Annotated in this window: 17 protein-coding genes and 1 pseudogene; 4 read left to right on the top strand and 14 right to left on the bottom strand. The window is 73.2% G+C overall.

All coding sequences use genetic code 11. The features are described 5' to 3' along the window. Window positions 1–242: 242 nt before the first annotated feature. The 9 genes and pseudogenes from ACGFN2_RS15880 to ACGFN2_RS15920 form a co-directional block, all read right to left on the bottom strand. Window positions 243–1049 (bottom strand): annotated as a pseudogene (locus ACGFN2_RS15880) (TrmH family RNA methyltransferase); the annotation flags it as partial. Window positions 1050–1103: 54 nt separating this feature from the next. Continuing rightward, window positions 1104–2336 (bottom strand): uroporphyrinogen-III C-methyltransferase, encoded by a 1233-nt coding sequence (gene cobA, locus ACGFN2_RS15885; protein WP_393360648.1) that lies wholly within the window; start codon window positions 2334–2336, stop codon window positions 1104–1106. Between the two features lie 161 nt (window positions 2337–2497). Further along, window positions 2498–6775 (bottom strand): nicotinate-nucleotide--dimethylbenzimidazole phosphoribosyltransferase, encoded by a 4278-nt coding sequence (cobT, locus tag ACGFN2_RS15890; RefSeq protein ID WP_393360650.1) that lies wholly within the window; start codon window positions 6773–6775, stop codon window positions 2498–2500. Between the two features lie 236 nt (window positions 6776–7011). Continuing rightward, complete coding sequence (cbiE, locus tag ACGFN2_RS15895; RefSeq protein ID WP_362610051.1) at window positions 7012–8232, bottom strand: precorrin-6y C5,15-methyltransferase (decarboxylating) subunit CbiE; 1221 nt, start codon at window positions 8230–8232, stop codon at window positions 7012–7014. A gap of 162 nt (window positions 8233–8394) precedes the next feature. Continuing rightward, window positions 8395–9030 carry a GNAT family N-acetyltransferase gene (locus ACGFN2_RS15900; RefSeq protein ID WP_362610052.1) on the bottom strand — a complete coding sequence of 212 codons (636 nt, stop codon included), beginning with the start codon at window positions 9028–9030 and terminating at the stop codon, window positions 8395–8397. Between the two features lie 350 nt (window positions 9031–9380). After that, window positions 9381–10238, bottom strand: coding sequence for a MetQ/NlpA family ABC transporter substrate-binding protein (locus ACGFN2_RS15905; protein WP_362610054.1), 858 nt, complete (start codon window positions 10236–10238; stop codon window positions 9381–9383). A gap of 92 nt (window positions 10239–10330) precedes the next feature. Continuing rightward, window positions 10331–11065 (bottom strand): methionine ABC transporter permease, encoded by a 735-nt coding sequence (locus tag ACGFN2_RS15910; RefSeq protein WP_362610057.1) that lies wholly within the window; start codon window positions 11063–11065, stop codon window positions 10331–10333. Then, window positions 11062–12156, bottom strand: coding sequence for an ATP-binding cassette domain-containing protein (locus tag ACGFN2_RS15915; protein WP_362610059.1), 1095 nt, complete (start codon window positions 12154–12156; stop codon window positions 11062–11064). Before ACGFN2_RS15915 ends, ACGFN2_RS15910 begins: the two co-directional genes overlap by 4 nt. A gap of 382 nt (window positions 12157–12538) precedes the next feature. Further along, on the bottom strand, window positions 12539–13183 hold the full coding sequence (locus ACGFN2_RS15920; protein WP_393360653.1) for an HAD family hydrolase: 645 nt from the start codon (window positions 13181–13183) through the stop codon (window positions 12539–12541). Between the two features lie 117 nt (window positions 13184–13300). On the opposite strand from ACGFN2_RS15920, the gene ACGFN2_RS15925 reads away from it, so the two are divergent. The 3 genes from ACGFN2_RS15925 (at window position 13301) to ACGFN2_RS15935 (ending at window position 14986) form a co-directional block, all read left to right on the top strand. After that, window positions 13301–13669, top strand: a complete 369-nt coding sequence (locus ACGFN2_RS15925) for a hypothetical protein (protein ID WP_362610063.1) — start codon at window positions 13301–13303, stop codon at window positions 13667–13669. After that, entirely contained in the window at window positions 13662–14123 is a 462-nt protein-coding gene (locus tag ACGFN2_RS15930) for a hypothetical protein (RefSeq protein ID WP_362610065.1), read from the top strand. The genes ACGFN2_RS15925 and ACGFN2_RS15930 overlap by 8 nt, the downstream gene beginning before the upstream one ends. A 131-nt stretch (window positions 14124–14254) precedes the next feature. Further along, complete coding sequence (locus ACGFN2_RS15935) at window positions 14255–14986, top strand: IPT/TIG domain-containing protein (protein WP_393360655.1); 732 nt, start codon at window positions 14255–14257, stop codon at window positions 14984–14986. A gap of 84 nt (window positions 14987–15070) precedes the next feature. Here the strand turns inward: ACGFN2_RS15935 and ACGFN2_RS15940 are convergent, their stop codons facing one another. Both ACGFN2_RS15940 and ACGFN2_RS15945 read right to left on the bottom strand, forming a co-directional pair. Then, window positions 15071–15586, bottom strand: a complete 516-nt coding sequence (locus ACGFN2_RS15940; RefSeq protein ID WP_362610070.1) for a GNAT family N-acetyltransferase — start codon at window positions 15584–15586, stop codon at window positions 15071–15073. A 330-nt stretch (window positions 15587–15916) separates the two neighbouring features. Continuing rightward, window positions 15917–17053, bottom strand: coding sequence for a glycerophosphodiester phosphodiesterase (locus tag ACGFN2_RS15945; protein ID WP_362610071.1), 1137 nt, complete (start codon window positions 17051–17053; stop codon window positions 15917–15919). Between the two features lie 297 nt (window positions 17054–17350). On the opposite strand from ACGFN2_RS15945, the gene ACGFN2_RS15950 reads away from it, so the two are divergent. Next, entirely contained in the window at window positions 17351–18019 is a 669-nt protein-coding gene (locus ACGFN2_RS15950; RefSeq protein WP_362610073.1) for a lysophospholipid acyltransferase family protein, read from the top strand. A 76-nt stretch (window positions 18020–18095) separates the two neighbouring features. Here ACGFN2_RS15950 and ACGFN2_RS15955 read toward each other — a convergent pair whose 3' ends face one another. From ACGFN2_RS15955 to ACGFN2_RS15965, 3 genes are all read right to left on the bottom strand, one after another. Continuing rightward, on the bottom strand, window positions 18096–20066 hold the full coding sequence (locus ACGFN2_RS15955; RefSeq protein ID WP_362610075.1) for a bifunctional metallophosphatase/5'-nucleotidase: 1971 nt from the start codon (window positions 20064–20066) through the stop codon (window positions 18096–18098). A 267-nt stretch (window positions 20067–20333) separates the two neighbouring features. Next, window positions 20334–21959, bottom strand: a complete 1626-nt coding sequence (locus ACGFN2_RS15960) for an MFS transporter (RefSeq protein ID WP_362610077.1) — start codon at window positions 21957–21959, stop codon at window positions 20334–20336. Continuing rightward, a complete protein-coding gene (locus ACGFN2_RS15965) occupies window positions 21956–22507 on the bottom strand; it encodes a helix-turn-helix domain-containing protein (protein ID WP_362610079.1) in 552 nt (183 codons plus the stop codon). The genes ACGFN2_RS15960 and ACGFN2_RS15965 overlap by 4 nt, the downstream gene beginning before the upstream one ends. Between the last annotated feature and the right edge of the window lie 80 nt (window positions 22508–22587).

The following is a 22587-nucleotide window of genomic DNA, read 5'->3' on the forward strand; positions in this document are numbered from 1 at the left end:
GCACCCCGCAGGTCAGCCCAGCTGAGGAGACATCCCGCAGGTCATCCCGGCCGACCGGAGTGAGGCGGCCCCCCTCGCCTCACTCCGGTCGGCCGGGCGCCCCCCCGGAGAATGCCACCGCGGCGGCCGCGCCGCCGGGGTGGGCAACGACGCCCCCCCCCCGCCCCCCCCCGGGGGCGCCCCCCCCCCCGCCGCGCCCCCCCCCCCCGGGGGGCCCGGCCCCCCCCCCCCCCCCCCCCGGCGCGCCCGGTCGCCACCGCGTAGAAGGCCACCGCGGCGGCCGCGCCGACGTTGAGGGAATCGACGCCGTGTGCCATCGGGATGCGGACCCATTCGTCGGCGGCGCGGAGGGCGCCGGTGCTCAGGCCGTCGCCCTCGGCGCCCAGCATCAGCGCGGCGCGCTCCAGGGTGTGCGGGGCGGCCTCGTCGATGGCGGTGGCCTTCTCGGCCGGGGTCAGGGCGAGCAGCTTGAAGCCCGCCTCCCGTACGGCGGCCAGGTCGCGAGGCCAGCTCTCCAGGCGGGCGTACGGCACGGAGAACACCGCGCCCATGGAGACCTTCACCGAGCGGCGGTAGAGCGGATCGGCGCAGTCCGGGGACAGCAGCACCGCGTCCATGCCCAGGGCCGCCGCGCTGCGGAAGATCGCACCGATGTTGGTGTGGTCGTTGACCGCTTCCATGACGACGATGCGCCGGGTGCCGGCGAGGAGTTCGGTGGCGTCCGGCAGTGGCTTGCGCTGCATGGAGGCCAGTGCGCCGCGGTGCACGTGATAGCCCGTCACCCGCTCGGCGAGGGCCGGGCTGACGGCGTAGACCGGTGCCGGGACCTCGTCGATGACATCGCGCATGACGTCGACCCACTTGGCCGAGAGCAGCATCGAGCGCATCGGGTAACCGGCGTGCCGGGCCCGCCGGATGACCTTCTCGCCCTCGGCGATGAAGAGCCCCTCCGCGGGCTCGCGCCGGCGCCGCAGCTCGACGTCGGTCAGGCCGGTGTAGTCGGCCAGCCGGGGGTCGTCCGGGTCGTCGACGGTGATGATTTCTGCCACGGGGAGATAGTGCCTTGTCGGTGTCGGGGTGCCAATGCCGCGTCGGGGGATCGGTTACCTGGGGGCAGGGGCGACGGCGACGACCTCGCCGATGACGATGACCGCCGGGGGCCGCACGCCCTCGGCCCGGACCGTCTCGCCGAGCGTCGCGAGGGTGGCGTCGACGCGGCGCTGGGCGGCGGTGGTCCCCTCCTGGATGACGGCGGCGGGGGTGTCGGCGGCGCGGCCGTGCTCGATCAGCTTGGCGGCGATGGCGCCGCTGTTCTCCACGCCCATCAGGATGACGAGGGTGCCGCGCAGCGTGGCGAGCGCGGGCCAGTCCACCAGCGAGCGGGCGTCGTCGGGGGCGACATGGCCGCTGACGACGGTGAACTCGTGGGCGACGCCGCGGTGGGTGACGGGGATGCCGGCGGCGCCGGGCACCGAGATGGTGCTGGAGATGCCGGGGACGACGGTGCAGGGGATGCCGGCCTCGGCGAGTGCCTGGGCCTCCTCCATGCCGCGGCCGAAGACGAACGGGTCGCCGCCCTTGAGCCGGACCACGGCCTTGCCGGCCTTGGCGTGCTCGATCAGCGCGTTGTTGATGGCCTCCTGCGCCATGAAACGGCCGTAGGGGATCTTCGCGGCGTCGATGACCTCGACGTGCGGCGGGAGTTCGGCGAGCAGGTCGCGGGGGCCGAGCCGGTCGGCGATCACGACGTCGGCCTCGGCGAGCAGCCGGCGGCCGCGGACGGTGATCAGGTCGGGGTCGCCGGGGCCGCCGCCGACCAGCGCCACGCCCGGGGTGTGCGGGCGGCGGTGGTGCGGGGCGGCGAGGCTGCCGTCCCGGAGGCCCTCGACGATGGCGTCGCGTACGGCGGCGGAGCGGCGCGGGTCGCGGCCGGTGAGCACGGCGACGGTGACGCCCTCGCTGCGGCCGGTGGCCGGGGTCCAGGCGGTGGCCGCCTCGGCGTCGTCGGAGCGTACGCACCACACCCGGCGGTCCTCGGCCTCCTGGGACGCGGCGGCGTTGGCCTCCGGGTCGTCGGTGGAGATCAGCGCGTACCAGGCACCGTCGAGGTCGCCGTCCCGGTAGCGGCGGCGCTCCCAGCGGACCTCACCGGCGTCGGCCATCGCCTCGACGGACGGGGTGGCGGACGGGGAGATCAGCAGGATCTCGGCGCCGGCGGCGACGAGGGAGGGGAGCCGGCGCTGGGCCACCTGGCCGGCGCCCAGGACAACCACCCGGCGGCCGGACAGCCGCAGTCCGACGGGGTAGGCAGCGTGTTCGGCGGCATGCTCGGCCATGGCGGTAGGGCTCCTTGTGCGGATGATGCGGGTTCGGCGACCGGCGCAGCCGCTGCGGCTCTGGAGCGGCTGGTGCGGGGGACGGCCCGGGGCGGCGGTACGGCCCCGGCCCACAGCCTATGGGGCTGCGGGCCGGGGGTCATGCGGAGGTCAGGGCCTGATCAGGTCTTCTCCGTCACTCCGGCGGAGTCGAAGGTGGCGACCTCGTGCATCGCGCGGGCGGCGCTCTGCACCACGGGGAGTGCGAGCAGGGCGCCGGTGCCCTCGCCGAGGCGCAGATCGAGGTCGACGAGCGGGCGCAGGCCCAGCTTGTTGAGGGCCGCGACATGGCCGGGCTCGGCACTGCGGTGTCCGGCGATGCAGGCGGCCAGCGCCTCGGGGGCGATGGCGCGGGCCACCAGGGCGGCGGCGCCGGCGCTCACGCCGTCGAGGATCACCGGGGTGCGCAGCGAGGCGCCGCCCAGGATCAGTCCGACGAGGGCCGCGTGCTCCAGGCCGCCGATCGCGGCGAGGACGCCGATCGGATCGGCCGGGTCGGGCTGGTGGAGCTCCAGGGCGCGGCGGACCACGTCGACCTTGCGGGCGTGGGTCTCGTCGTTGATGCCGGTGCCGCGGCCGGTGACCTCGACCGGGTCGACGCCGGTGTAGACCGAGATCAGCGCGGCGGAGGTGGTGGTGTTGGCGATGCCCATCTCGCCCGTGAGCAGCGCCTTGTTGCCGGCCGCGACGAGGTCGCGGGCGGTGTCGATACCGACCTCGATGGCCTTGAGCACGTCCTCCTGGGTCATCGCCGGGCCGGCCGTGAAGTCGGCGGTGCCGGCGCGGACCTTGCGGGGCAGCAGACCGGGGGTGGCGGGCAGGTCGCTCGCGACGCCGACGTCCACGACGCAGACCTCGGCGCCGACCTGGTTGGCGAAGGCGTTGCAGACCGCGCCGCCACCCAGGAAGTTGGCGACCATCTGGCCGGTCACCTCCTGGGGCCAGGGGGTCACGCCCTGGGCGTGCACACCGTGGTCACCGGCGAAGATCGCGACGGCGGCCGGCTCCGGGATCGGCGGCGGGCACTTGCGGGACAGCCCGGACAGCTGGGCGGAGATGATCTCCAGCATGCCCAGCGCCCCGGCGGGCTTGGTCATCCGCTTCTGCCGCTCCCAGGCCTCGCCGAGCGCCTTGGCGTCCAGCGGGCGGATGCCCTGCAGGGTCTCCTGGAGCAGGTCGTGCGGGTTCTCGCCGGGCAGCGCGCGGCGGCCGTACGTCTCCTCGTGGACGACCCAGGACAGCGGACGGCGCTTGGACCAGCCGGCCTGGAGCAGCTCCGGCTCCTCCGGGAACTCGTCGACGTAACCGATGCACAGGTAGGCGACGACTTCGAGGTGGTCGGGAAGGCCCAGTTCGCGGACCATCTCCCGCTCGTCGAAGAAGCTGACCCAGCCGACGCCCAGGCCCTCGGCGCGGGCGGCGAGCCAGAGGTTCTCGACCGCGAGCGCGGAGGAGTACGGGGCCATCTGCGGCTGGGTGTGGCGGCCGAGGGTGTGGCGGCCGCCGCGGGTGGAGTCGGCGGTGACGACGATGTTCACCGGCGTTTCGAGGATCGCCTCGATCTTCAGCTCGCGGAACTGCTTGGCGCGCGCCTTGGGCAGCGACTTGGCGTAGGCCTCGCGCTGCGCCATCGCGAGCTGGTGCATCTTCTCGCGGGTCTCGTCCGAGCGGATGACCACGAAGTCCCAGGGCTGCGAGTGGCCGACGCTGGGGGCGGTGTGGGCCGCCTCCAGGACGCGCAGCAGCACGTCGTTGGGGATCGGGTCGCTGCGGAAGCCGTTGCGGATGTCGCGGCGTTCGCGAATCACGCGGTGGACGGCGGCGCGCTCGGAGTCGTCGTACCCGAGGGCCGGGGCCGTGGCGTCGGCCAGGTCGATGGCTTCGGGGCCGTCGGGCGTCGCGGCGGGGTGCTGCGGGTCGGCGGCCTGCGCCTGGTCGTCGCCCTGGTCGCCGTCCTTGCCCTCGCCGAGCTGGTCCTCGCCAAGCTGGACGAAGGCGTCGGCGTCCTGGTGCTGGGGCTGCTCGTCGGCGTCGGGCGCGGGCTCGCCGTCCTGGGCCGCGGCCTGCGGGGCCGGGGCGTCCACGGGGATCTGCTCACCGGACGCCTGGGCGGGGATGTGGACGGCCACGGGCGGGACCTCGGCGGGCTGCTCGGCGGGGGCGTCGGATGCCTCCGCGGGCTCGGCGGCGGGGGCGGTGTCCTCGGCGGGAGCGGTGTCCTGGGCAGGCTCGGCGGGGGTTGCTTCGGCGGCGGGGGCGTCCGGGCCGGCAGCGGTTTCGGTGTCCTCCGGGCCGGCCACTGCGGGCTGCGGCTCGGCGGGGGCGTCGGCGTCCTGCGCCACAGCCTCGGGGGCGGACTCCTCGGGGGCCTGCTGACCTGCGGCGTCGTCAGGCGCGCCGGGCAGCGGCTGCGCGGCGTCCTCCTGCTGCGCCGGGGACTGCTGGGGTGCCTCGGGCGGCTCTATGACGGCCTGCTCCTCGGGTACGCCGTCGTCGGGCGCGGGGGCCTGAGGAGCGGAGGCGGGTGTCGGGGCGGTGGGCTCGGCGGCCGCGGCATCGGCGGTTGCCTCGACCGGGTCGGCGTCCGCCGGGGTGGCCTCAGCCGGCGTGGCCTCGGCGGGCGTGGGCTCGACCGGGGCGGGCTCGGTCGCGGCGGCGGCCGGGGACTCCGGCTGGGCCTCGGCGGCGACGGCCGGTGCGTCGGGCTGCTGCGGGACCTCGGCGGCGGCCTCGGGCTGGTCGGCGGGCTGCTCGGCCTGCGGGCCTTCGGCGGGGGCGTCGGCCGTCGGCTGCTCCGCCACGGGGTCAGCGGCCTGGCCCGCCGCGTCTGAGGGGGCAGGTTCGGCCGGGGCGTCAGCGGTCTGTGCCGGTGCCTGCGCGTCGGGAGCGGCCTCGGGCTCGGCGGGAGCGGCCTGGTCGGCGGGCTGCTGCGCAGGCTCCGCGTCGACGGCGACGGCCTCGGGCTGCTGAGCGGACGCAGCGGGAGCCTCGGCGGGGGCGGCCGCAGCTGGGGCGCCCGGAACCGGAGCCTCAGCCGGGGCGTCCGAAGCCGCGGGGTCCGCAACCGGGGCGTCCTGTCCGGAGGTCTCCGCAGCAACGGCATCCGCAGCGGGCACCTCAGCAACGGGTGCGGCGGCCTCGGGGGCGTCGGCCTCAGGGGCGTCCACAGCGACGGCCTCTGCCGCCTCAGCCTCCGCCACGGCGGCTTCAGGCGCGGCAGCTTCGGTCCCGGCCTCGGCGGTGGCCTCGGCTGCCGTGCCGTCCTGCTCAGGAACGGCCGCGTCCGGCGCCGCGTCCGGAGCGCTGTCCTGCGGCTGCGTCGGGGCCTCGGGCTGCGGTTCCTGCCCGGCGTCGGCGGCGGTCCCGGCAACCGGAGCGGCCTCCCCGGCCTGCGCGGGGTCCTCGGCGGGCAGCGGCGCCGGCTGTTCGGCGGGCAGCGCCGCGTCCTGCGGGGCGGGCTGCGCCGCGGGAGCGGGCTGCACGGCCTCGGCGGGCGCGGCCGGCGCCTCGGGGGCGACCGTTTCTGCAAGCGGGGCCGCCGTCTGTGCGGAGGCCTCGTGCCACTGGGGTACCTGCGACGGGATCTCGCCGAGCTGCGGGCCGGGCAAGGGGCCCTGGCCGGCGGCCCCGTAGGTCTGCTCGGCGTACAACTGGCCGCCGTAGGGCTGCTCACCGTATGAGGGCGCGGCGAAGTGCTGCTCGGCCGCCGCCGTCTCCGCGGCGGGCCGGTCACCGGTCACCGGCTGGGCGTCCGGCGCGGGCGTGGCCGGGGCGTCGAAGTATTCGGGGCCGCCGGTGGGCGGGCCGGCGTGCCGTGCGGGGGACGGCGAGGGTGCCTCGGCCGGTCCGCGGTCGGCGAGGGAACGGACCACGCCGCCGGTCGGGTCGGGGACGGGCGGGCCCATGTGGAGCGGACGGCGCGGGGGCGTGGCGGGTGCGGCGGCGCGGGCACGGTCCGGCTGCGGGGCGGCGGGCTGGGGAATGCGGACGGCGCTGAGGTCGACGGAACCGGAGTCCCGGCCACCGCTCTCGTGGTCGCCGGCCTGGGCAGGCATCGGCTCGAAGCCGGTGGCCCCCTGGGCGGCCGCGTCGAACGGCACGCCCTGCTGGGGCTGCTGGCCCGCGGCCTGGTGGGTCTCCTGCGGCTGCGGGAGCGGCTGGGCGGCGGACTGCTCGCTCCAGGCGCCCTGAGCGCCCGGCATCAGCAGCAGGTCGTCGTCCTCGACGGTGGCGTCGGCCTGGTCGAGGTAGGGGTACTCGCCCGGCGGGGGCATCATGCCGGGCAGCTCCGTCGGTCCGGCGTCGGCAGGGGAGGGAGCGGCCGCCGGCTGCGGCTGCCCGGGATGTCCGCCTGCGTTCTCCGGCTGTCCCTCGCCCGGGACCTGGCCGGTGTCGGTCATGCGTACCCCTCGCCCATTGGTAGTGCTCCTTCCAACCGCTCGTGCGACGCGCTCGACCGGGGCGCGCCGACGCCCCGATAGCTAGAACGAGCGAGCGCGCTTCGCGGCACGTCCGCTCTCCAGAGCTTCATATTCGGCCAAAACCACGGCACTTTCCGGATATTGGCGTACGAAGCCGAATGCGGAACGGCGGCGCAACGATCCGCCAGCCTACCCCGCGCGGGTTGCCGTGCTGGTCACGGGTGAGGAACGCGATATCCGCTGAGCAGAAACACCACGGACCGCTCGCGTTCGACCCAGGCGGAAGTGTCCAGGTCCACGGACTGGAGCAGTGCGCACTCGACGTCGTAGCCGCCGTCGGCCAGCGCGCGGCCGAGCGCTTCGGCCTCGTCGCGGGTGGCCGCGTGGGTGACGATCCGTTCGGGACGGCGGGCCGCGCAGGCGGTGAGCACGTCCGCTCCCCCGCCGCCGACCCGGATGACGTCGGGCTCGGGCAGGTCCTCCAGGACCTGCGGCGCCCGGCCGTGCACGACCTGGAGTTGGACGCCGTGGCGGCGGGCGAGGGCGGCGGTGCGTGCGCAGGCGTCCGGGTCGGCGTCGACCGCGATGACGGCGGCGCCGAAGCGTGCGACCTCCACCGCGGCGGCTCCGCTGCCCGCACCGATGTCCCAGACCAGGTCGCCCAGCTGCGGTCCGAGGCGGGCGAGTTGTGCGGTGCGCAGCTGGACGGACTCGCCCTCGCCCAGGGCGCCCCCGTAGGCGCTCGCCGGAAGTCCCCAGCCTCGTGGGCCCGTCGGGTGGCCGACCTCGTGTCCGGCGATCCAGCCGGTGCCCTGCGCCGCGGCCCCGCCGGGCGAACCGCCGACGACAATGACGACATTGGGGTCACGCCAGACATGGTCGGCGGCCTTGTCGGAGGTGAGGACCGTCACCTGCTCCCGCTCGGTGCCCAGTTCCTCGCAGATGACGAAGGTGCGGTGGACGCCGCCGAGCAGCAGGGCGAGTTCGGCGGGGCCGGCGCCGGGTGAGGTGAGCACCGCGACCTTGGTGTGGGCGCGGCAGACGTTGACCGCGCGGCGCAGGTCGCGGCTGTGGGCGACCACGATCTGGGCGTCGTCCCAGGGCATGCCGGCCCGGGCGAACGCGGCCGCGACGGCGGAGACGGCCGGGACCACTTCCACTTCCAGGCCGTGTTCGGGGGCCCGCAAGGTGCGGACGACGCCGAAGAAGCCGGGGTCGCCGTCGGCGAGCACGACGGCGGTGCCGCGGTGCTGGGCGATACGGCGGGCCGCCAGGCTCACGCTGCCGAGCCGGATGCGTTCGGCGTACGGCGGGACTTCGGGCAGCGCGAGGTGGTGGGCGGCGCCGGCCACCAGCGTGGCGGCGCCGAGCGCGGAGCGGGCGGCGGCGGTCAGTGGTGAGCCGTCCCATCCGATCACCGTGACCCGGTCGGCCATGCTCGTCAGTCTCCTGGGGCTGCTGTGGTTACGCGGGCGGGGCGGCGGGCAGAGCCGCAGGCCGGCGGTGGTGCCGCTGTGGTGCGCCGGTCCGCGCCGGTCGCGCGGGTGCGCGGCAGGCCGAGACTACCCCCTGCGGTACGGACCTGAGTGCGGGCGTGGTCAGTTCCACTCGGGATAGCTGAATCCGTTCGCGTCCGCCAGCCGGCCGGGGACTCCTTCGAGGTCCTCGGGCAGCAGGCTCCACACGATCAGGTCGGTACGGATGTCTGCCCAGCCGCCGTCCTCGGTGCGGCTGCGGGCTATGAAGGCGTTGCGCAGCACGCCCTCGCTGATGCAGCCGATCTTCTGGGCGACCTGCTGGGAGGCGGTGTTGTCGGCGGCGGTGCGCAGTTCTATGCGTTCGAACTTCTGGTGGTGGAAGAGCCAGTGGGCGACGGCGAGCGAGGCCTCGGAGGCGTATCCCTCTCCGCGGGCCCAGGAGGCGACGACGTAGTTGATCTCGCTGGAGCGGATACGCCAGTCGGTGTTGCGCAGTTGGACCACGCCGACCAGGCGCTGGGTGAGGAACTCGGTGACCGCGAAATCGATACCGTGGCCCGCGGCGCGCTCGGCGGGGGCGCCCTCGGTGGTCCAGGCGCGTGCGGCGTCCTCGGTGTACGGCTGCGGTATCGCGGTCCAGGAGGCGACCAGTTCGTCGTTCATCATCGCGGTGAGGGAGGGCACGTCGGCCTCCTCGAAGGGGCGCAGCACCAACCGGTCCGTGCTGATGGAGATGTCCGGAAAGGTGGATGTCATGCCGCTGCTCCCGCGCCGTTGACTGTGGTGTCCGGAACGTCGCGGGCTGTGAGACCGCGAGGTCACGGGCCGTCTTGACCGTCTTGAATGCACCAGCATGCAGCATCGGCGCGCGGCTGTGCCACGCGTGTGGATAACGGACGCCCGCGGTGCGGGTCCGGGGCCTGCGGGCGGTCCGTGCGGACGGACACCTTCCGGTGACCTGCGGCGGGGCAACCGCACCTCCACACCCGCCCACCCCCCGAAGGGGGGTGGGCGGCGGGGAAAAAACCGGACCGGCGCAGAACCGGCCCGGCGGGAGGCGTCAGCCCTTGGCCGGGAAGCGTGCGTCAGCCCCTGACCCGCAGGCGTCAGCTCTTGGCCGCGCCGAAGGCCGGGATGACCGAGCCGTCCTTGTACTTGTCCTCGATGAACTTCTTGACCTCGGGGGAGTTCAGGAGCTTGGCGAGCTTCTTGACCCGCGGGTCGCTCTCGTTGCCCTTCTTGACGGCGAGGAAGTTGGCGTAGGGGTTGTCCTTCGTCTTCTCCAGGGCCAGCGCGTCCTTGGAGGGCTTGAGGTGGGCACCGATGGCGAAGTTGCCGTTGATGATCGCGGCGTCGACGTCGTCGATGCGCGGCGCGGTCTGGGCGGCCTCCAGCTCGGTGATCTTGATGCCCTTGTCGTCCTTGACGTCGGTCAGCTTGGCCTCGGAGCCGACACCGGGCTTGAGGGTGATCACGCCGTTGTCGGCGAGCAGCTTGAGCGCCCGGCCCTCGTTGGAGGGGTCGTTCGGGACCGAGACGGTGCTGCCGGACTTGAGCTCCGAGAGCTTGTCGATCTTCTTGGAGTAGACGCCGAGCGGCTCGATGAGCACGTTCTGGACGGGCACGATGTGCGTGCCGTTCTCCTTGTTGAAGGTGTCGAGGAACGGCTTGTGCTGGAAGAAGTTGGCGTCGACCTGGCCGTCGGCGGTGACCTTGTTCGGCATCTTGTAGTCGGTGAACGGCTTGACGACCAGCTTGAGGCCCTCCTTCTCCGCCAGCTCGTTCTTGACGAAGTCGAGGATGGTGCCGTGCGGGGTGGGGCTCGCGGCGACGACGAGGGGGGCGTTCTTGTCGCCCTTGTCGCTGCTGGCGGTGGTGTCGGAGGGGGCCGAGCAGGCGCTCGCGCCGAGGGCGACGGCGGAGGCGGCGGCTATGGCGACGGTGAGCTTGACGGTGTTGCGCACGAAGAGTGCCTCTTTCTTGTTCCCACGCGGCGTTGCGCGCGATGTCCGCCCGGCAAAGGGTCCGGGCTCGGGGGTGTTGCGGGGTGGAGCGGTCAGGCGGCCTCGGTGACGGCTGCCGGCTCCTCGGTGCGGGTGCGGCGCAGGCCGACGCGCAGCGAGGACTTACGGGTCCCCCGGTGGGCGAGCCGGCGGACGACGAGGTCGCCGAGCACCTGGACGAGGGTGACGAGGAGGATCAGTTCCACCACGGTGGCGATCATCAGCGAGGTCTCGTACTGCTGGTAGCCGTAGGTGTAGGCGAGGTCGCCCAGACCGCCGCCGCCGACCGCACCGGCGATCGCGGAGTAGCCGATCAGCTGGATGACGAGGGTGGTGACGCCCGCGACCAGCGCGGGAAGCGCCTGCGGGAGCAGCACCTTGAAGACGATGGTCCAGGTGCCGCCGCCCATGGCGTGGGCGGCCTCGACCAGTCCGTGGTCGACCTCGCGCAGGGCGGCCTCGACCAGCCGCGCGAAGAACGGGATGGCGGCGATGGCGAGCGGGACCACCGCGCCGGTCGGGCCGATCGAGACGCCGACGAGGAGCCGGGTGAAGGGGATCAGCACGACGATCAGGATCAGGAACGGGAAGGACCGTCCGATGTTCGCGACCGCCCCGAGGACCTTGTTCACCACGATGTTCTGCAGGACGGCGCCGCGCTCGGTCAGGTGCAGCAGCACACCGACCGGGATGCCGAGGAGCACCGCGTAGAACGTCGACCACCACACCATGAAGAGGGTGTCGAGCGTGCGGTCGTACAGCAGCGGCTGCATCTCGTTCCAGGTCACTTGGCACCTTCCTTCTGCAGCGTGGCGGCGGTCTCCGGGGTCGCCGGGCCGGGGGCGGCCGCGGCGGCTGCCGCGACATCGGCGTCGGCGACGTCGGCGACATCCACCTGCAGCCCCTGCTCGCGCAGGAAGCCGATGGGCACGACGTTCTCCTCGAAGCGGCCGGGCAGCTCGATACGCATCCGGCCGATCTGCTTGCCGCCGACGGTGTCCATGGCGGCGCCGAGGATCGAGATGTCCACGTTGTAGGTGCGCGACAGCTCGGAGATCACCGGGCGGGTGGCGGCCGCGCCGTGGAAGGTGATGTCGACGACGGTGCGGTCGTCGGCCGAGGGCTCGCCGCCGACCGGGAACAGCTCGCGGGCCAGCTCGGAGCCGGGGGTGGCGAGGAGTTCGGCGACGGTGCCCTGCTCGATGACGCGGCCGTTCTTCATCAGGGCGGCCGAGTCGCAGATCGTCTTGACGACGTCCATCTCGTGCGTGATGAGCACGATGGTCAGGCCCAGCTTGCGGTTGAGATCGCGCAGCAGCTGGAGGATGGAGCGGGTGGTCTCCGGGTCCAGGGCGCTGGTGGCCTCGTCGGACAGCAGCACCTTGGGGTCGCCGGCCAGTGCGCGGGCGATGCCGACGCGCTGCTTCTGGCCGCCGGAGAGCTGGGCGGGGTAGGCCTGGGCCTTGTCGGCGAGGCCGACCAGGTCGAGCAGCTCCAGTGCCTTGCGGGAGCGCTCCTTGCGGTCGACCTTGAGGATCTCCAGCGGCAGCTCCACGTTGTCCTGGACGGTGCGCGAGGACAGCAGGTTGAAGTGCTGGAAGACCATGCCGATGTGGCTGCGGGCGGCCCGGAGCTGGGCACTGGCGCGCTTGCCGCGGCCGGCGATGGAGGTCAGCTCCTGGCCGGCGACGGTGACCGTGCCGGAGGTGGGGCGCTCCAGGAGGTTCAGGCAGCGGATGAGGGTGGACTTGCCGGCACCGCTCTGGCCGATGACGCCGTACACCTCGCCCTCGCGGACGTGCAGATCGACGCCGTCCAGGGCGGTGACTTCGCGGTCTCCTGAACGGTAGACCTTGGTCAGGCCCGTTGTGGTGATCACTAGGGAATTTCCGTCACTGTCGAGTGCTCGGCGGCTCACCCGCCGGGCACGGGGCATTGCTTGCGAGTGCGGCAGAGGGGAACAGGGAGCGGCGGCGGGCGCGGGGCCCGGCTCCGGGTTCCGGTGACGCGGGGCGGCCGGGGGCGTCGGGAGTCCGACGTGCGGCGCATGGCAGGTCTCGCTTCGGGGCGCGAGGCTCAGGCGGGGGCCCTCAGCGGTCACACATTCGACACATGCAACGAGCACCGGGCGTCTGATACGCCTCGGTCGCAGGGGTGCGGTAGCTCGTCGTGGTCATGAGCGGCAGTAAACCAGACAGCAGTACGCACGGATCAAGCCAGTCCGTATGGCGGACATACCCGCCCGATCCGTGGACAGCGTGCTACCCGGCGAGGGTGATCTCGACCGACCCTGCGATGGCCTGCGCGGATACCGCCGAGAGGTCGGGGACCACGGCGTCCGCCGACAGCTCCTCGGCCCGGTGCGTTGTGGTCAACGCCACGGTCGTCATCCCGGCGGCGCGGCCCGCCGCCAGTCCGACCGGGGCGTCCTCGAAGACCACACAGCGGGCCGGGTCCACCCCCAGCCGCGCGGCGGCCAGCAGGAACGGCTCCGGGTCGGGCTTGCCGCGGCGGATGTCGTCGGCGCTGACCAGGTTCTTCGCGGTGATCCCGGCGTGTGCGAGCCGGGCCTCGGCCAGCCGGCGGCCGGCCGAGGTCACCACGGCCCACTGCTCGGCGGGCAGGTCCGCCAACAGCGCCAGGGTGCCGGGCAGCGCCACCGTCCCCCCGGCGTCCTCGACCTCCAGGTGCTCGATACGGGCCAGCGCCTCCGGAACGGCGTCCGCGGGCAGCAGGTCCGCGACGATCTCCGCCGCCGGGCGGCCGTGCAGCGCGATCCGGGCGAAGTCCTCCGCGGTCAGCCCGTACTCCTTGGCCCAGCGGGTCCAGCAGCGGTTCACGGACTCCAGGGAGGAGAGGAGGGTGCCGTCGTTGTCGAAGAGGAGGGCGTCAGCGATGATCTTCATACCCCCCGAGCGTACGGACCGCGATGGGGCCGGACGCGGCCGCCCTCCCCCCGCCGATTAGCATCCCCTTATGCCCCACAATCCCACCGCGCGCCGCCGCGCCGCCCGGAGGCCCCGGTGATCGACGCGCTGACGGTCACGGTCGCGGTGACCGCTCTCGCCCTTGCCGCCTGGTGCGGCTTCGCGGCCTACCGTGACCAGCCCACCAAGGACTGGCACTTCATCGGCATGGGCCTGGTGTCACTGCTCGGCATCGTCCAACTGGTCGTCGCCGTCGTGCAGTTGTCCCGCGGGGTGTCGCCGGACAAGGGCACCGCGCTCTTCGTCTCGTATCTGCTGGGGGCCGCGGCCTGTGTGCCGGCGACCGGGTTCATGTCGCTCTCGGAGCGCACCCGCTGGGGCTCGGCCACCGTCGCCGCGGGGGCCGTGGTGCTGGCCGTCCTGGAAGTGCGGCTGTTCGACATCTGGGGAGGCGGCAGTGCCTGAGACCGCGAAGACCACCCGTGCCACCGGGGCCGCCGAGAGCGGCGCGACGGCCCGGCGCTCCCTGGGCACCGGCCCCGGCCGGCTGCTGGTCGCACTCTACGGCATCTTCACCGTCGCCGCCGCGTCCCGCTCGCTCTACCAGCTCCTCGCCCAGTTCGACCGGGCGCCGCTGGCGTACAGCCTCTCGGCGGTATCCGCGGTCGTCTACGGGTTCATCACCTTCTCGCTGGTACGCGGCGGCGAGGGCGCCCGCCGGGCCGCGCTCGTCTGCTGCGCGCTGGAGCTGCTCGGGGTGTTCGGCATCGGCACCTGGACGCTGCTCGACCCGTCCGCGTTCCCCGACGCCACGGTCTGGTCGGACTACGGCATGGGCTATCTCTTCATCCCCGTCGTCCTGCCCGTGACCGGGCTGCTGTGGCTGCGCCGGGCGCGTACGGAGCGGCCGGCGGCCTGAGGGCGTCCCGCGGGCACGCTGCGCCATCAGGGTGAAGAACGCGGCCGCCCCTCGCTCCCGGCCGGACGCCCTGTCTGACTGGAGTCCGGCAGGCGGCCACGGGTTCGCCGGAGCGGAAACGGAGCGGGAAGATGCCGATCAGTCCGAACCAGGGTTCCACCGGCGGCGGTTTCGCGGCGACCCTCACCGGCACCGGGCTCACCGGGGCCACCGCGGTGCGCTTCGGTGGCAAGACGGCCACCATCACGGCCTCCTCGCCGACCTCGGTGTCGGTGGTCGCCCCCTCGGGGGCGGGCGTGGTCGACACCACGGTGACCACCCCCGGGGGCACCAGCGGTCCGGTGCCCTTCTACTACGTTCCCCCGCCCGTGGTCCTCGACGTCTCGCCGTCGTCCGGTCCGCTGGCGGGCGGCGGCACGGTCACCGTCACCGGACGCGAGCTGTCCACCGCCACCTCCGTGGTGTTCGGGGCCACGGCGGTGACGCCGACGGTGCTGTCCGACAGCGAACTGACCGCCGTCGCCCCGGCCCACGCCGAGGGGGAGGTGTCCCTGGTCGTCCTCGCGCAGGGCGGCACCGCCACGGCGCCCGGCGCCTTCGGCTTCGTGGACACGCCGACCGCCACCGGCTTCAGCCCGCTGACCGGTCTGCCCGCGGGCGGCACCCTGGTCGACATCACCGGCACCCGGCTGGCGACTACCACCGGGGTGACCTTCGGCGGGGTGCCGGCCGCGTTCGCCGTGCTGTCCGACACCCGGGTCGCGGCCGTCGCGCCCAGCCACGCCCTGGGCGCGGTCACCGTCGAACTCACCACCACGGGCGGCAGCGCCACGGCGCCCGGGACCTTCCTCTACCTGCTCTGACACCTGCCTGCACGGACGCCGGTCCGCTGGGACGCGGACGACCGGAGGCGGGTCCGGCCCATCGGGACGGACCCGCCCGGGGCGCTACGCCTGTGCGACGAGTTCGCCGGTTCCGGCCGGCCGGGACACGTCCTTCTCCAGCGTGACCACCCGCAGCCGGGGGGTGCGCTGCTCGGTGCCCACGGGGAGGTAGCCGCGGGCGCGGTAGAGCCGCAGGTTGCCCTCGCTGCGGTGACCGGTGAACAGCTGGTAGCGGGTGGCCGCGCGCTCGGCCGCCAGCCGCCCCTCGACGGCGTCCAGCAGCCGTCCGCCCAGGCCGTGCCGCTGCATCCGCGGGTGCACGATGAGCTTGGCTATCGTCCCGGTGCCGTCCTCGTCGACCGTGCCGCGCACGGCGCCGACCACCTCCTCGCCGAGCCGGGCCACCACGACGCAGCCCGCGCCGAGTTCGGCGCGCAGTGCCTCCAGCGTCTGCGTCAGCGGCTCGATGCCGTAGTCGTCGTACAGCGCGGCTTCCTGCTGGTAGCAGAGGTACTGGAGTTTGAGGATCTGCTCGGCGTCCTGGTCGGTCGCCGCAGAGATGGTCACACTCGTGCCCATGCGCGTAGCCTCCCCTGTTCGGTTCGCTGGTCCGGGTGCGCTGAGGGTGAGAGGGGTGCGCCCGGAACGGTGTGCCCTGACGGACAGTGCCGTGGGGTACCCGGCACCGCCATGGCGTCGTCGCCACCGCCTCTTCGGGATTCCCCCGCGGAGGGCGGCGGCAATCTCCGCCGCGAGCATTCTGCGCAGGCAATTGGGGCAAGCGGAACGGACCGGCGCCGGGCTCTCCTGTGACATTCCCAACTCAGATGAGAATGCAGGGGACATACCGGGGAACGCGCGCCGGTCCGGGCGGCCGGGCTCCGCCGTGGCGGCGGCCCCGGTCCGGGGTCAGTGCTTGCGGAACTCCGCGGCGGCCAGCAGCGCGGTGTCGGGATTGTCGGAGAACAGGCCGTCGATACCGGTCTTGAGGTACGCCCGGAACATCCCGAGGGCGTCACCGTAGGCGTTGGGGTCGCTGCCGCGGCGGTAGTCGGCCGGCAGGAAGGTGTTCTCGTTGCGGACCGTATACGGGTGCAGGACCAGTCCGGCGGCGTGGGCGTCCCGGACGACGGACGTGGGCTCGCCGAGCTTGCCGTCCTTGTCCCGCGGGATGATCACGGTCAGGTCCGGGCCGATGCCCTGGGCGAAGCCGGCCAGCCACTTCAGGCCCTCGGGCGTGACCAGGTCGGCGACGGTGCGCGGGTCACCGGACTCCGTGAAGTCCCAGGGGCGGTCCTTGAGCGTGCCGAGCAGGACGACCTTGGGGCAGTCGACGAGCCGGTCCAGGCGCTGGATGCTGCCGGGCTCGAAGGACTGCAGGAAGTTCGGGGAGTTCCTGCGGTGCCGGCCGTGCGCGCGCAGCGCCCTGGCCACCCGCTCCTCCAGGCCGAGGCCCAGCTTGCGGAAGTAGGTGGGGTGCTTGGTCTCGATGTGCAGCCAGACGCGGCGGCCCCGCCTGCGGCCCTCGCGCTCGGCCCACCGCAGCACCTCCTCGAAGGTCGGCACCTGCCACACCCCGTCGTAGACGGTGTTGTGCTGCCGGGTGCCCGGTATGCGCTCCTTGGCGCGCAGCGTCTTGAGTTCGGCGAGCGTGAAGTCCTCGGTGAACCAGCCGGTCAGCTTCACCCCGTCCACGCTCTTGGTGGTCTTGCGGTCCGCGAACTCGGGGTGCGCGGAGACATCGGTGGTGGCGGTGATGTCGTTCTCGTGGCGGCAGACCAGGTGTCCGTCCTTGGTGGGGACGAGGTCCTGCTCGATGACGTCCGCGCCCATGTCGAGGGCGAGTTGGTAGGAGCCGAAGGTGTGCTCGGGGCGGTAGCCGCTGGCCCCGCGGTGGCCGACGACCAGCGGTACCGGCAGCTCCTGCGGCACCCCGGACCTCTCGGCCGCGCCCGCCTGGCCGGCTCCGCCGAATACCGCCGCTCCCGCGCCGAGGGCCGCGGCCCCCAGCACCGTCCGCCGTCCCGGCTGCTGCCGCTTGTCCATACGCGCACTCCTTGTCTCAGGGCCTTCGCTGGTCTTCCGGGTGCTTCCGGGTGTTTTCCGGCATGCGGTGAGGCGTGTTGCACACCGGCCCACGGAACCGGGCCGATCGTAGGCACGGACGGGCCACGCCGGGGAGACGGACGACGACTTCGGGGGGAAGATGGTGGTAACACACGTCAACGCTGCGTATCGACCTCGTGAACCCGATGTGCGCGCGGGAGTGACCCGCGAGTATGGTCCTTGGCTGCAGAGTTCTGCGCCCGCTTGACGTTGACCAGTCACGACCCGGAGGGCCCGTTGTCCCGCATTGTGCTGAAGGCGATCCTCGGATTCGTGATGCGCGTCCTGTACCGCCCGAAGGTCGAGGGCATGGAGCGCATCCCGGAGACCGGGCCGGTCATTCTCGCCGGCAACCACGTCACCTTCATCGACTCGATGTTCCTGAGCCTGGTGGTCAAACGCCCGGTGTACTTCATCGGCAAGGACGAGTACGTCACCGGCAAGGGCCTCAAGGGCCGGGCGATGGCCTGGTTCTTCTCCAGCGCCGGCATGGTCCCGGTGGACCGGGACGGCGGGCACGGCGGGGTCGCCGCGCTGATGACCGGCCGCCGGATTCTGGAGGAGGGCAGCGTCTTCGGCATCTACCCGGAGGGCACCCGCTCCCCCGACGGCCGTCTCTACCGCGGCCGTACGGGCATCGCCCGGCTCACCCTGATGACCGGTGCGCCGGTCGTCCCGTTCGCGATGATCGGCACCGACAAGGTGCAGCCCGGCGGCAAGGGCCGCCCGCGCATCGCCCCGGTGACGGTGCGCTTCGGTGAGCCGCTGGACTTCTCCCGCTACGACGGCATGGACCGCGACCGCTATGTGCTGCGGGCCGTCACCGACGAGGTGATGAGCGACGTCATGGAGCTGTCCGGCCAGGAGTACGTCGACATCTACGCCACCAAGGCCAGGGCCGCCTGACCCGTCCGCCGCTGCGTCGGGCCCCATCCGTTCGCCGGATGGGGCCCGTTGTGTGTGCGCGTGCGGGGCGGGCGGGTCAGCAGGGCACCCGGAAGCCGCCGGGGGCGCGCTGTCCCTCGGCGCCGCCGGTCTGCGCCGTCCGCAGCGCCGCCTCGGGCCGCGGCACCACGCTGCCGTCGGCCTGCAGCAGTTGCTGGCGCTGGGTGATGGTGCCGGTGCGGGCGCCGGGCACGTTCACGTTCTTGGCCGTGACCCGGTTCAACGGGGCGGGCGACAGCTGCTTCTTGGTGCGGACGAAGGAGACGAAACTCTCGAAGTCGCGGGTGTGGCGGACCGGTGCGGTGAATCCCGTGAAGGCGCTGAAGCCGTCCTGGTTGATGAGCGTGTAGGAGGGGGCGGCCAGCCGGTAGCGGCGGGTGAGGTCGAGGGCGGTGCCGTCGATGAACACGTCGGCCGGGTCGATCCGCCGGCCGACCGGTCCCGCCGCGTCGAAGGTGTAGCGGACGTTGGCGGAGACGGCCAGCGGGGAGAAGCCGAGGCCGCCGCCGGCGGTCGGGGCCCACTGCTCCTCCAGGGCGTCGTGGAGCTGCCGGCCGGTGACCGTGACGGTCATGATCGGGTCGCCGAAGCCGACGGAGTTCCAGGCCTGCGCGAAGGTGACGGTGCCGCCCGTCGCCTCGTCCCGGATCAGGTCGCCGGCGATCACGGCCTGGCCGACGCGCGGGGCGACCGCGATGACGGCGAGGTCCGCGGGGGTGTTGGGGTGGGCGGCGGGGTCGGCCATCGGTTCGAGCGGCTGCCGGCCCGCCCACAGGGCCCAGTCGGCGACGAGGTTGCCCATGGTGCTCTCCCCCACCGTGTTGCGCCGCCGGGTGAAGGAGGCGGTCTGGGTGCCGAGGCGGCTGCGGGCGCGCCGGCTGCCGTAGTCCGCCCAGTAGGCGGCGATCGACTTGAGTTCCGGGTCCGGTGTCACGTCCCGGGTGTTGGGGTGGTTGGTGGTGGTGGTCAGCTCCCGGACCACCGCTCCGGTGTCCGGGTCGAGGCGCAGGGTGATCTCGTTGATGATCTGGCCGTAGCAGCCGGCCTCGACGAACGGCCGGGGGACGCCGTCGGGGTCGGGCAGCATCATGGTGAAGGCGCAGTGCCAGTGTCCGGTGACGATGGCGTCGATGTCCGGGGAGACGCGCAGCGCCAGTTCGTAGGCGGGGCCGGAGGGGTTGCTGCCGCTGGAGAAGTCGCTGCCCGCGACCGCGCCGTCGTGCATGCTGAGCACGATCGCCCGCACCCCGCGGGACTTGAGTTCGGCGGCGCAGCGGTTGGCGGTCTCCAGCTCGTCGAGGGTGCGCAGTCCCGGCTGGTAGGAGCCGGGGAAGGACTCGGTGCCGATGGCGGTCAGATGGATGAAGCCGACCGGCAGCCGGCGGCCGCCGCCGGCGTCCACGTACTCGATGTTGTACGGCGGCAGCACCAGTTCGCCGTTCGCGTTCCACACCGTGTTGGCGCTGTAGTAGGGGAACTCCGCGCCGCGGAAGCGGCGGCCGGTGGAGTCGGGGAAGGCGTCGTCGCGGCCGACGACCGGGAAGCTCTCGCCGTCCTCCATGTGCGCGGTGAGGAACTTCGCGGACTTGTCGAACTCGTGGTTGCCGGCCGAGGCGAAGTCCAGGCCCAGGGCGTTCAGCGCCTCGATGGTGGGTTCGTCGGCGAAGGTGGCGGCGTCGAACTCCCAGCCGGAGAAGAGGTCGCCGGGGGCGAAGAAGAGGGAGTTGCGGTGGCCGTCGCGCAGTCGCTCCAGGTGGGCGGCCATGTAGGCGACGCCGCCGACGGTGTAGGTCTTCCCGCCGGTCCCGGTGATGATCGAGTGGGCACCGGGGGCGCCCTGCAGGTAGCCGTGCAGATCGGTGATGTTGAGGAGCTGGACGTCGACATACTCGTCGGCGGTGGCCGCGTCGCGGGCGTGGCCGGTGGCGTAGGCGTTGCTGCCGATGGCGCTCGCGGTGGCCAGGGCCCCCGCGGCGGTGATGAAGGAGCGTCGTCCGATGTCGCGCACTGCGTCACTCTCCTGAGCGGGCCGTCCGTGAGGGGACGACGGGAGAGTCGAGCAAGCCGCTCCGGACGGCCGGTCACCGTACGGGGTACCGGGCGTGAACGGGCGGGGGACAGTCGCCCCCGGGGCGTGTCCCGTTGATCATGCGGGTGTGTGACGCCGTGATCCACGGGACACGCCCTGGGGCGCGGTGGGTGCCCGCCGTCCGGCGGATGGCCGTACGGCTTACGGGCGTGCCTCCCCGGCCGGCGGAGACCGGGGAGAGGCACCCTAAGGGCGTCCCGCCGGGCCGGAGCCGCGGGCCGGCTCCGGCGCGGCCGCGGAGAGCGCCGCGGGCTCGGAGGGCGGGGCCGGGCTGTTGCCCAGCTCCTGGCCGCGGAGCAGGAACCACGCGGCCACCGCCGCGGACAGCAGGACCACCGCCCCCACCCCGGCCGCGACGTCGACACCGGCGACGAAGGAGTCCTGGGCGGCCTTGACCAGCGCGGCGCCCTGTTCGGCGGGGAGTTGGCCGGCCGTCTCGACGGCGCCGCCGAGCGAGTCGCGGGCGGCGTCGGTGGCCGCTCCCGGCACCCCGGGCGGTGCGTCGAAGCCCCGGTAGATGCCGGTCACGATGGAGCCGAGCAGGGCGATGCCGAGCGCGGCGCCCAGTTCGTAGGCGGTCTCGGAGACCGCGGAGGCGGCGCCCGCCTCCTCCTTGGGCACGCTGCCGAGGATCACGTCGGCGGTGACGGTGAAGGAGAATCCGGCGCCGACACCGACGACGAAGAGGATCACGCACAGTGCGGCGGTGCCGGTGTCGGCGTGCAGGGTGGTGCAGCCGACCAGGGAGAGCCCGACCACGGCGAGGCCGCCGGCCACCACGATCCGTACGGACAGCCGCCGGGCGACCCAGCCGGCCGCCAGACCGGCACCCACCGCGCCGACCGCGGCCGGGAGTTCGACGAGTCCGGCGTTCAGCGGTGAACGCAGCTGCACCATCTGGAGGAACTGGGAGAGGAAGAAGACCAGCCCGGACAGCCCGAGGATGGTCAGCAGGTCGGCGAGTACGGCCCCGGAGAACCCCCGGTGGTGAAAGAGCTTCATGTTCAGCAGCGGCGACGCGAGGGTGAGCTGTCTGCGGACGAACACGAACAGGGTGAGCGCCCCGACGGCGGCCGTCAGCGCGATGTCCCAGCGGTAGCCGTGCACCGCCGCTTCCTTGATGGCGTAGACGACGCAGACGATGCCCACCAGGGCCAGCAGGACGCTGGGGATGTCCCAGGGGCCGGGGTCCGGATTGCGGGACTCCGGGATGACCTTGGCGCCGACGGCCACCAGCAGCGCCATCACCGGCAGGTTGATCAGGAAGACCGAGCCCCACCAGAAGTGCCCCAGCAGGAACCCGCCGAGGACGGGGCCCACGGCCATGCCGGCCGAGGCCATGGCGCCCCAGATGCCGACGGCCAGACTGCGTTCCCTGGGGTCGTGGAAGAGGTTGCGGATCAGCGCGAGGGTGGACGGCATCAGCGTCGCACCGGCCACGCCCTGGAGCGCGCGGGCCAGGATCATCATCTCGGGCGTGGTGGCGTACGCGGCCAGCACCGACATCGCGCCGAAGCCGACGGAGCCCAGCAGCAGCAGTTTCTTGCGGCCGATGCGGTCGCCGAGGCTGCCCATGGAGACCAGCAGGCCGGCGATGACGAAGGAGTAGATGTCACCGATCCAGAGCAGCTGGGTCCCGGACGGCTGGAGGTCCTCGCTGAGGAAGGGGGTGGCGAGGCCGAGGACCGTGGCGTCGACGCCGACCAGCAGGACGGCGAGGACGAGGACGGCGAGCGCGAGCCAGCGGCCCGGCCTGGGCTGGTCGTCGACATGGGCCGAGCCCGCCGGTCCTGACGCTATGGTCTCGGTCATTTTTCCATGCTCCGTCGGATGCCGCCGAGCAGCAGCTCGGCGATCGAGTGGTGGAGGTCGTTACGGGCGACCCGCCCTTCGTGCACGGCCCAGGCGCCGGCGCCGATCAGTCCGTAGAAGGCCTCGGTGAGCCAGGCGGCGCTCAGATCGATCCGGAAGACGCCCTCTTCCTGGCCGCGCCGGAAGAGGGCGGCGAGGCGGGCGTCGAGCTCCTCCCAGCCGGCGTTGATCTCGCCGTCCTCGAAGAGCTGGTTCTCGGTGAACAGGAAGGCGAGCACGGCGGCGACCGGTTCGGCCTCTTTGATCAGCCGGCGCAGCGCGTCGGCGGCGTCCCCCTCGTCCAGCCGGGCCGCGTCCATCGCCTGTCCGCACTGGGCGATCCCGTGCTCCTCCAGCGCTCTGATCAGCGCGTCCCGCCCGGCGAAGTGCCGGTGCAGGGTCGCGCGACTGATGCCCGCGGCGCGGGCGATCTCGTCCATAGGCGTCGAGGCCCGCCGCGTGAGCAACGCGGCGGCTTCCTTCAGAACGCGTTCACGGTCCAGGGCCATGAGACATACAGTACCCGAATGAGACATCAATGTCTCACCACCCCCGCCCGGACACACGACGGCGGCCCCGACCCGGTACT

The sequence above is a fragment of the Streptomyces sp. NPDC048612 genome, assembly GCF_043199295.1.
Taxonomy (GTDB): Bacteria; Actinomycetota; Actinomycetes; order Streptomycetales; family Streptomycetaceae; genus Streptomyces.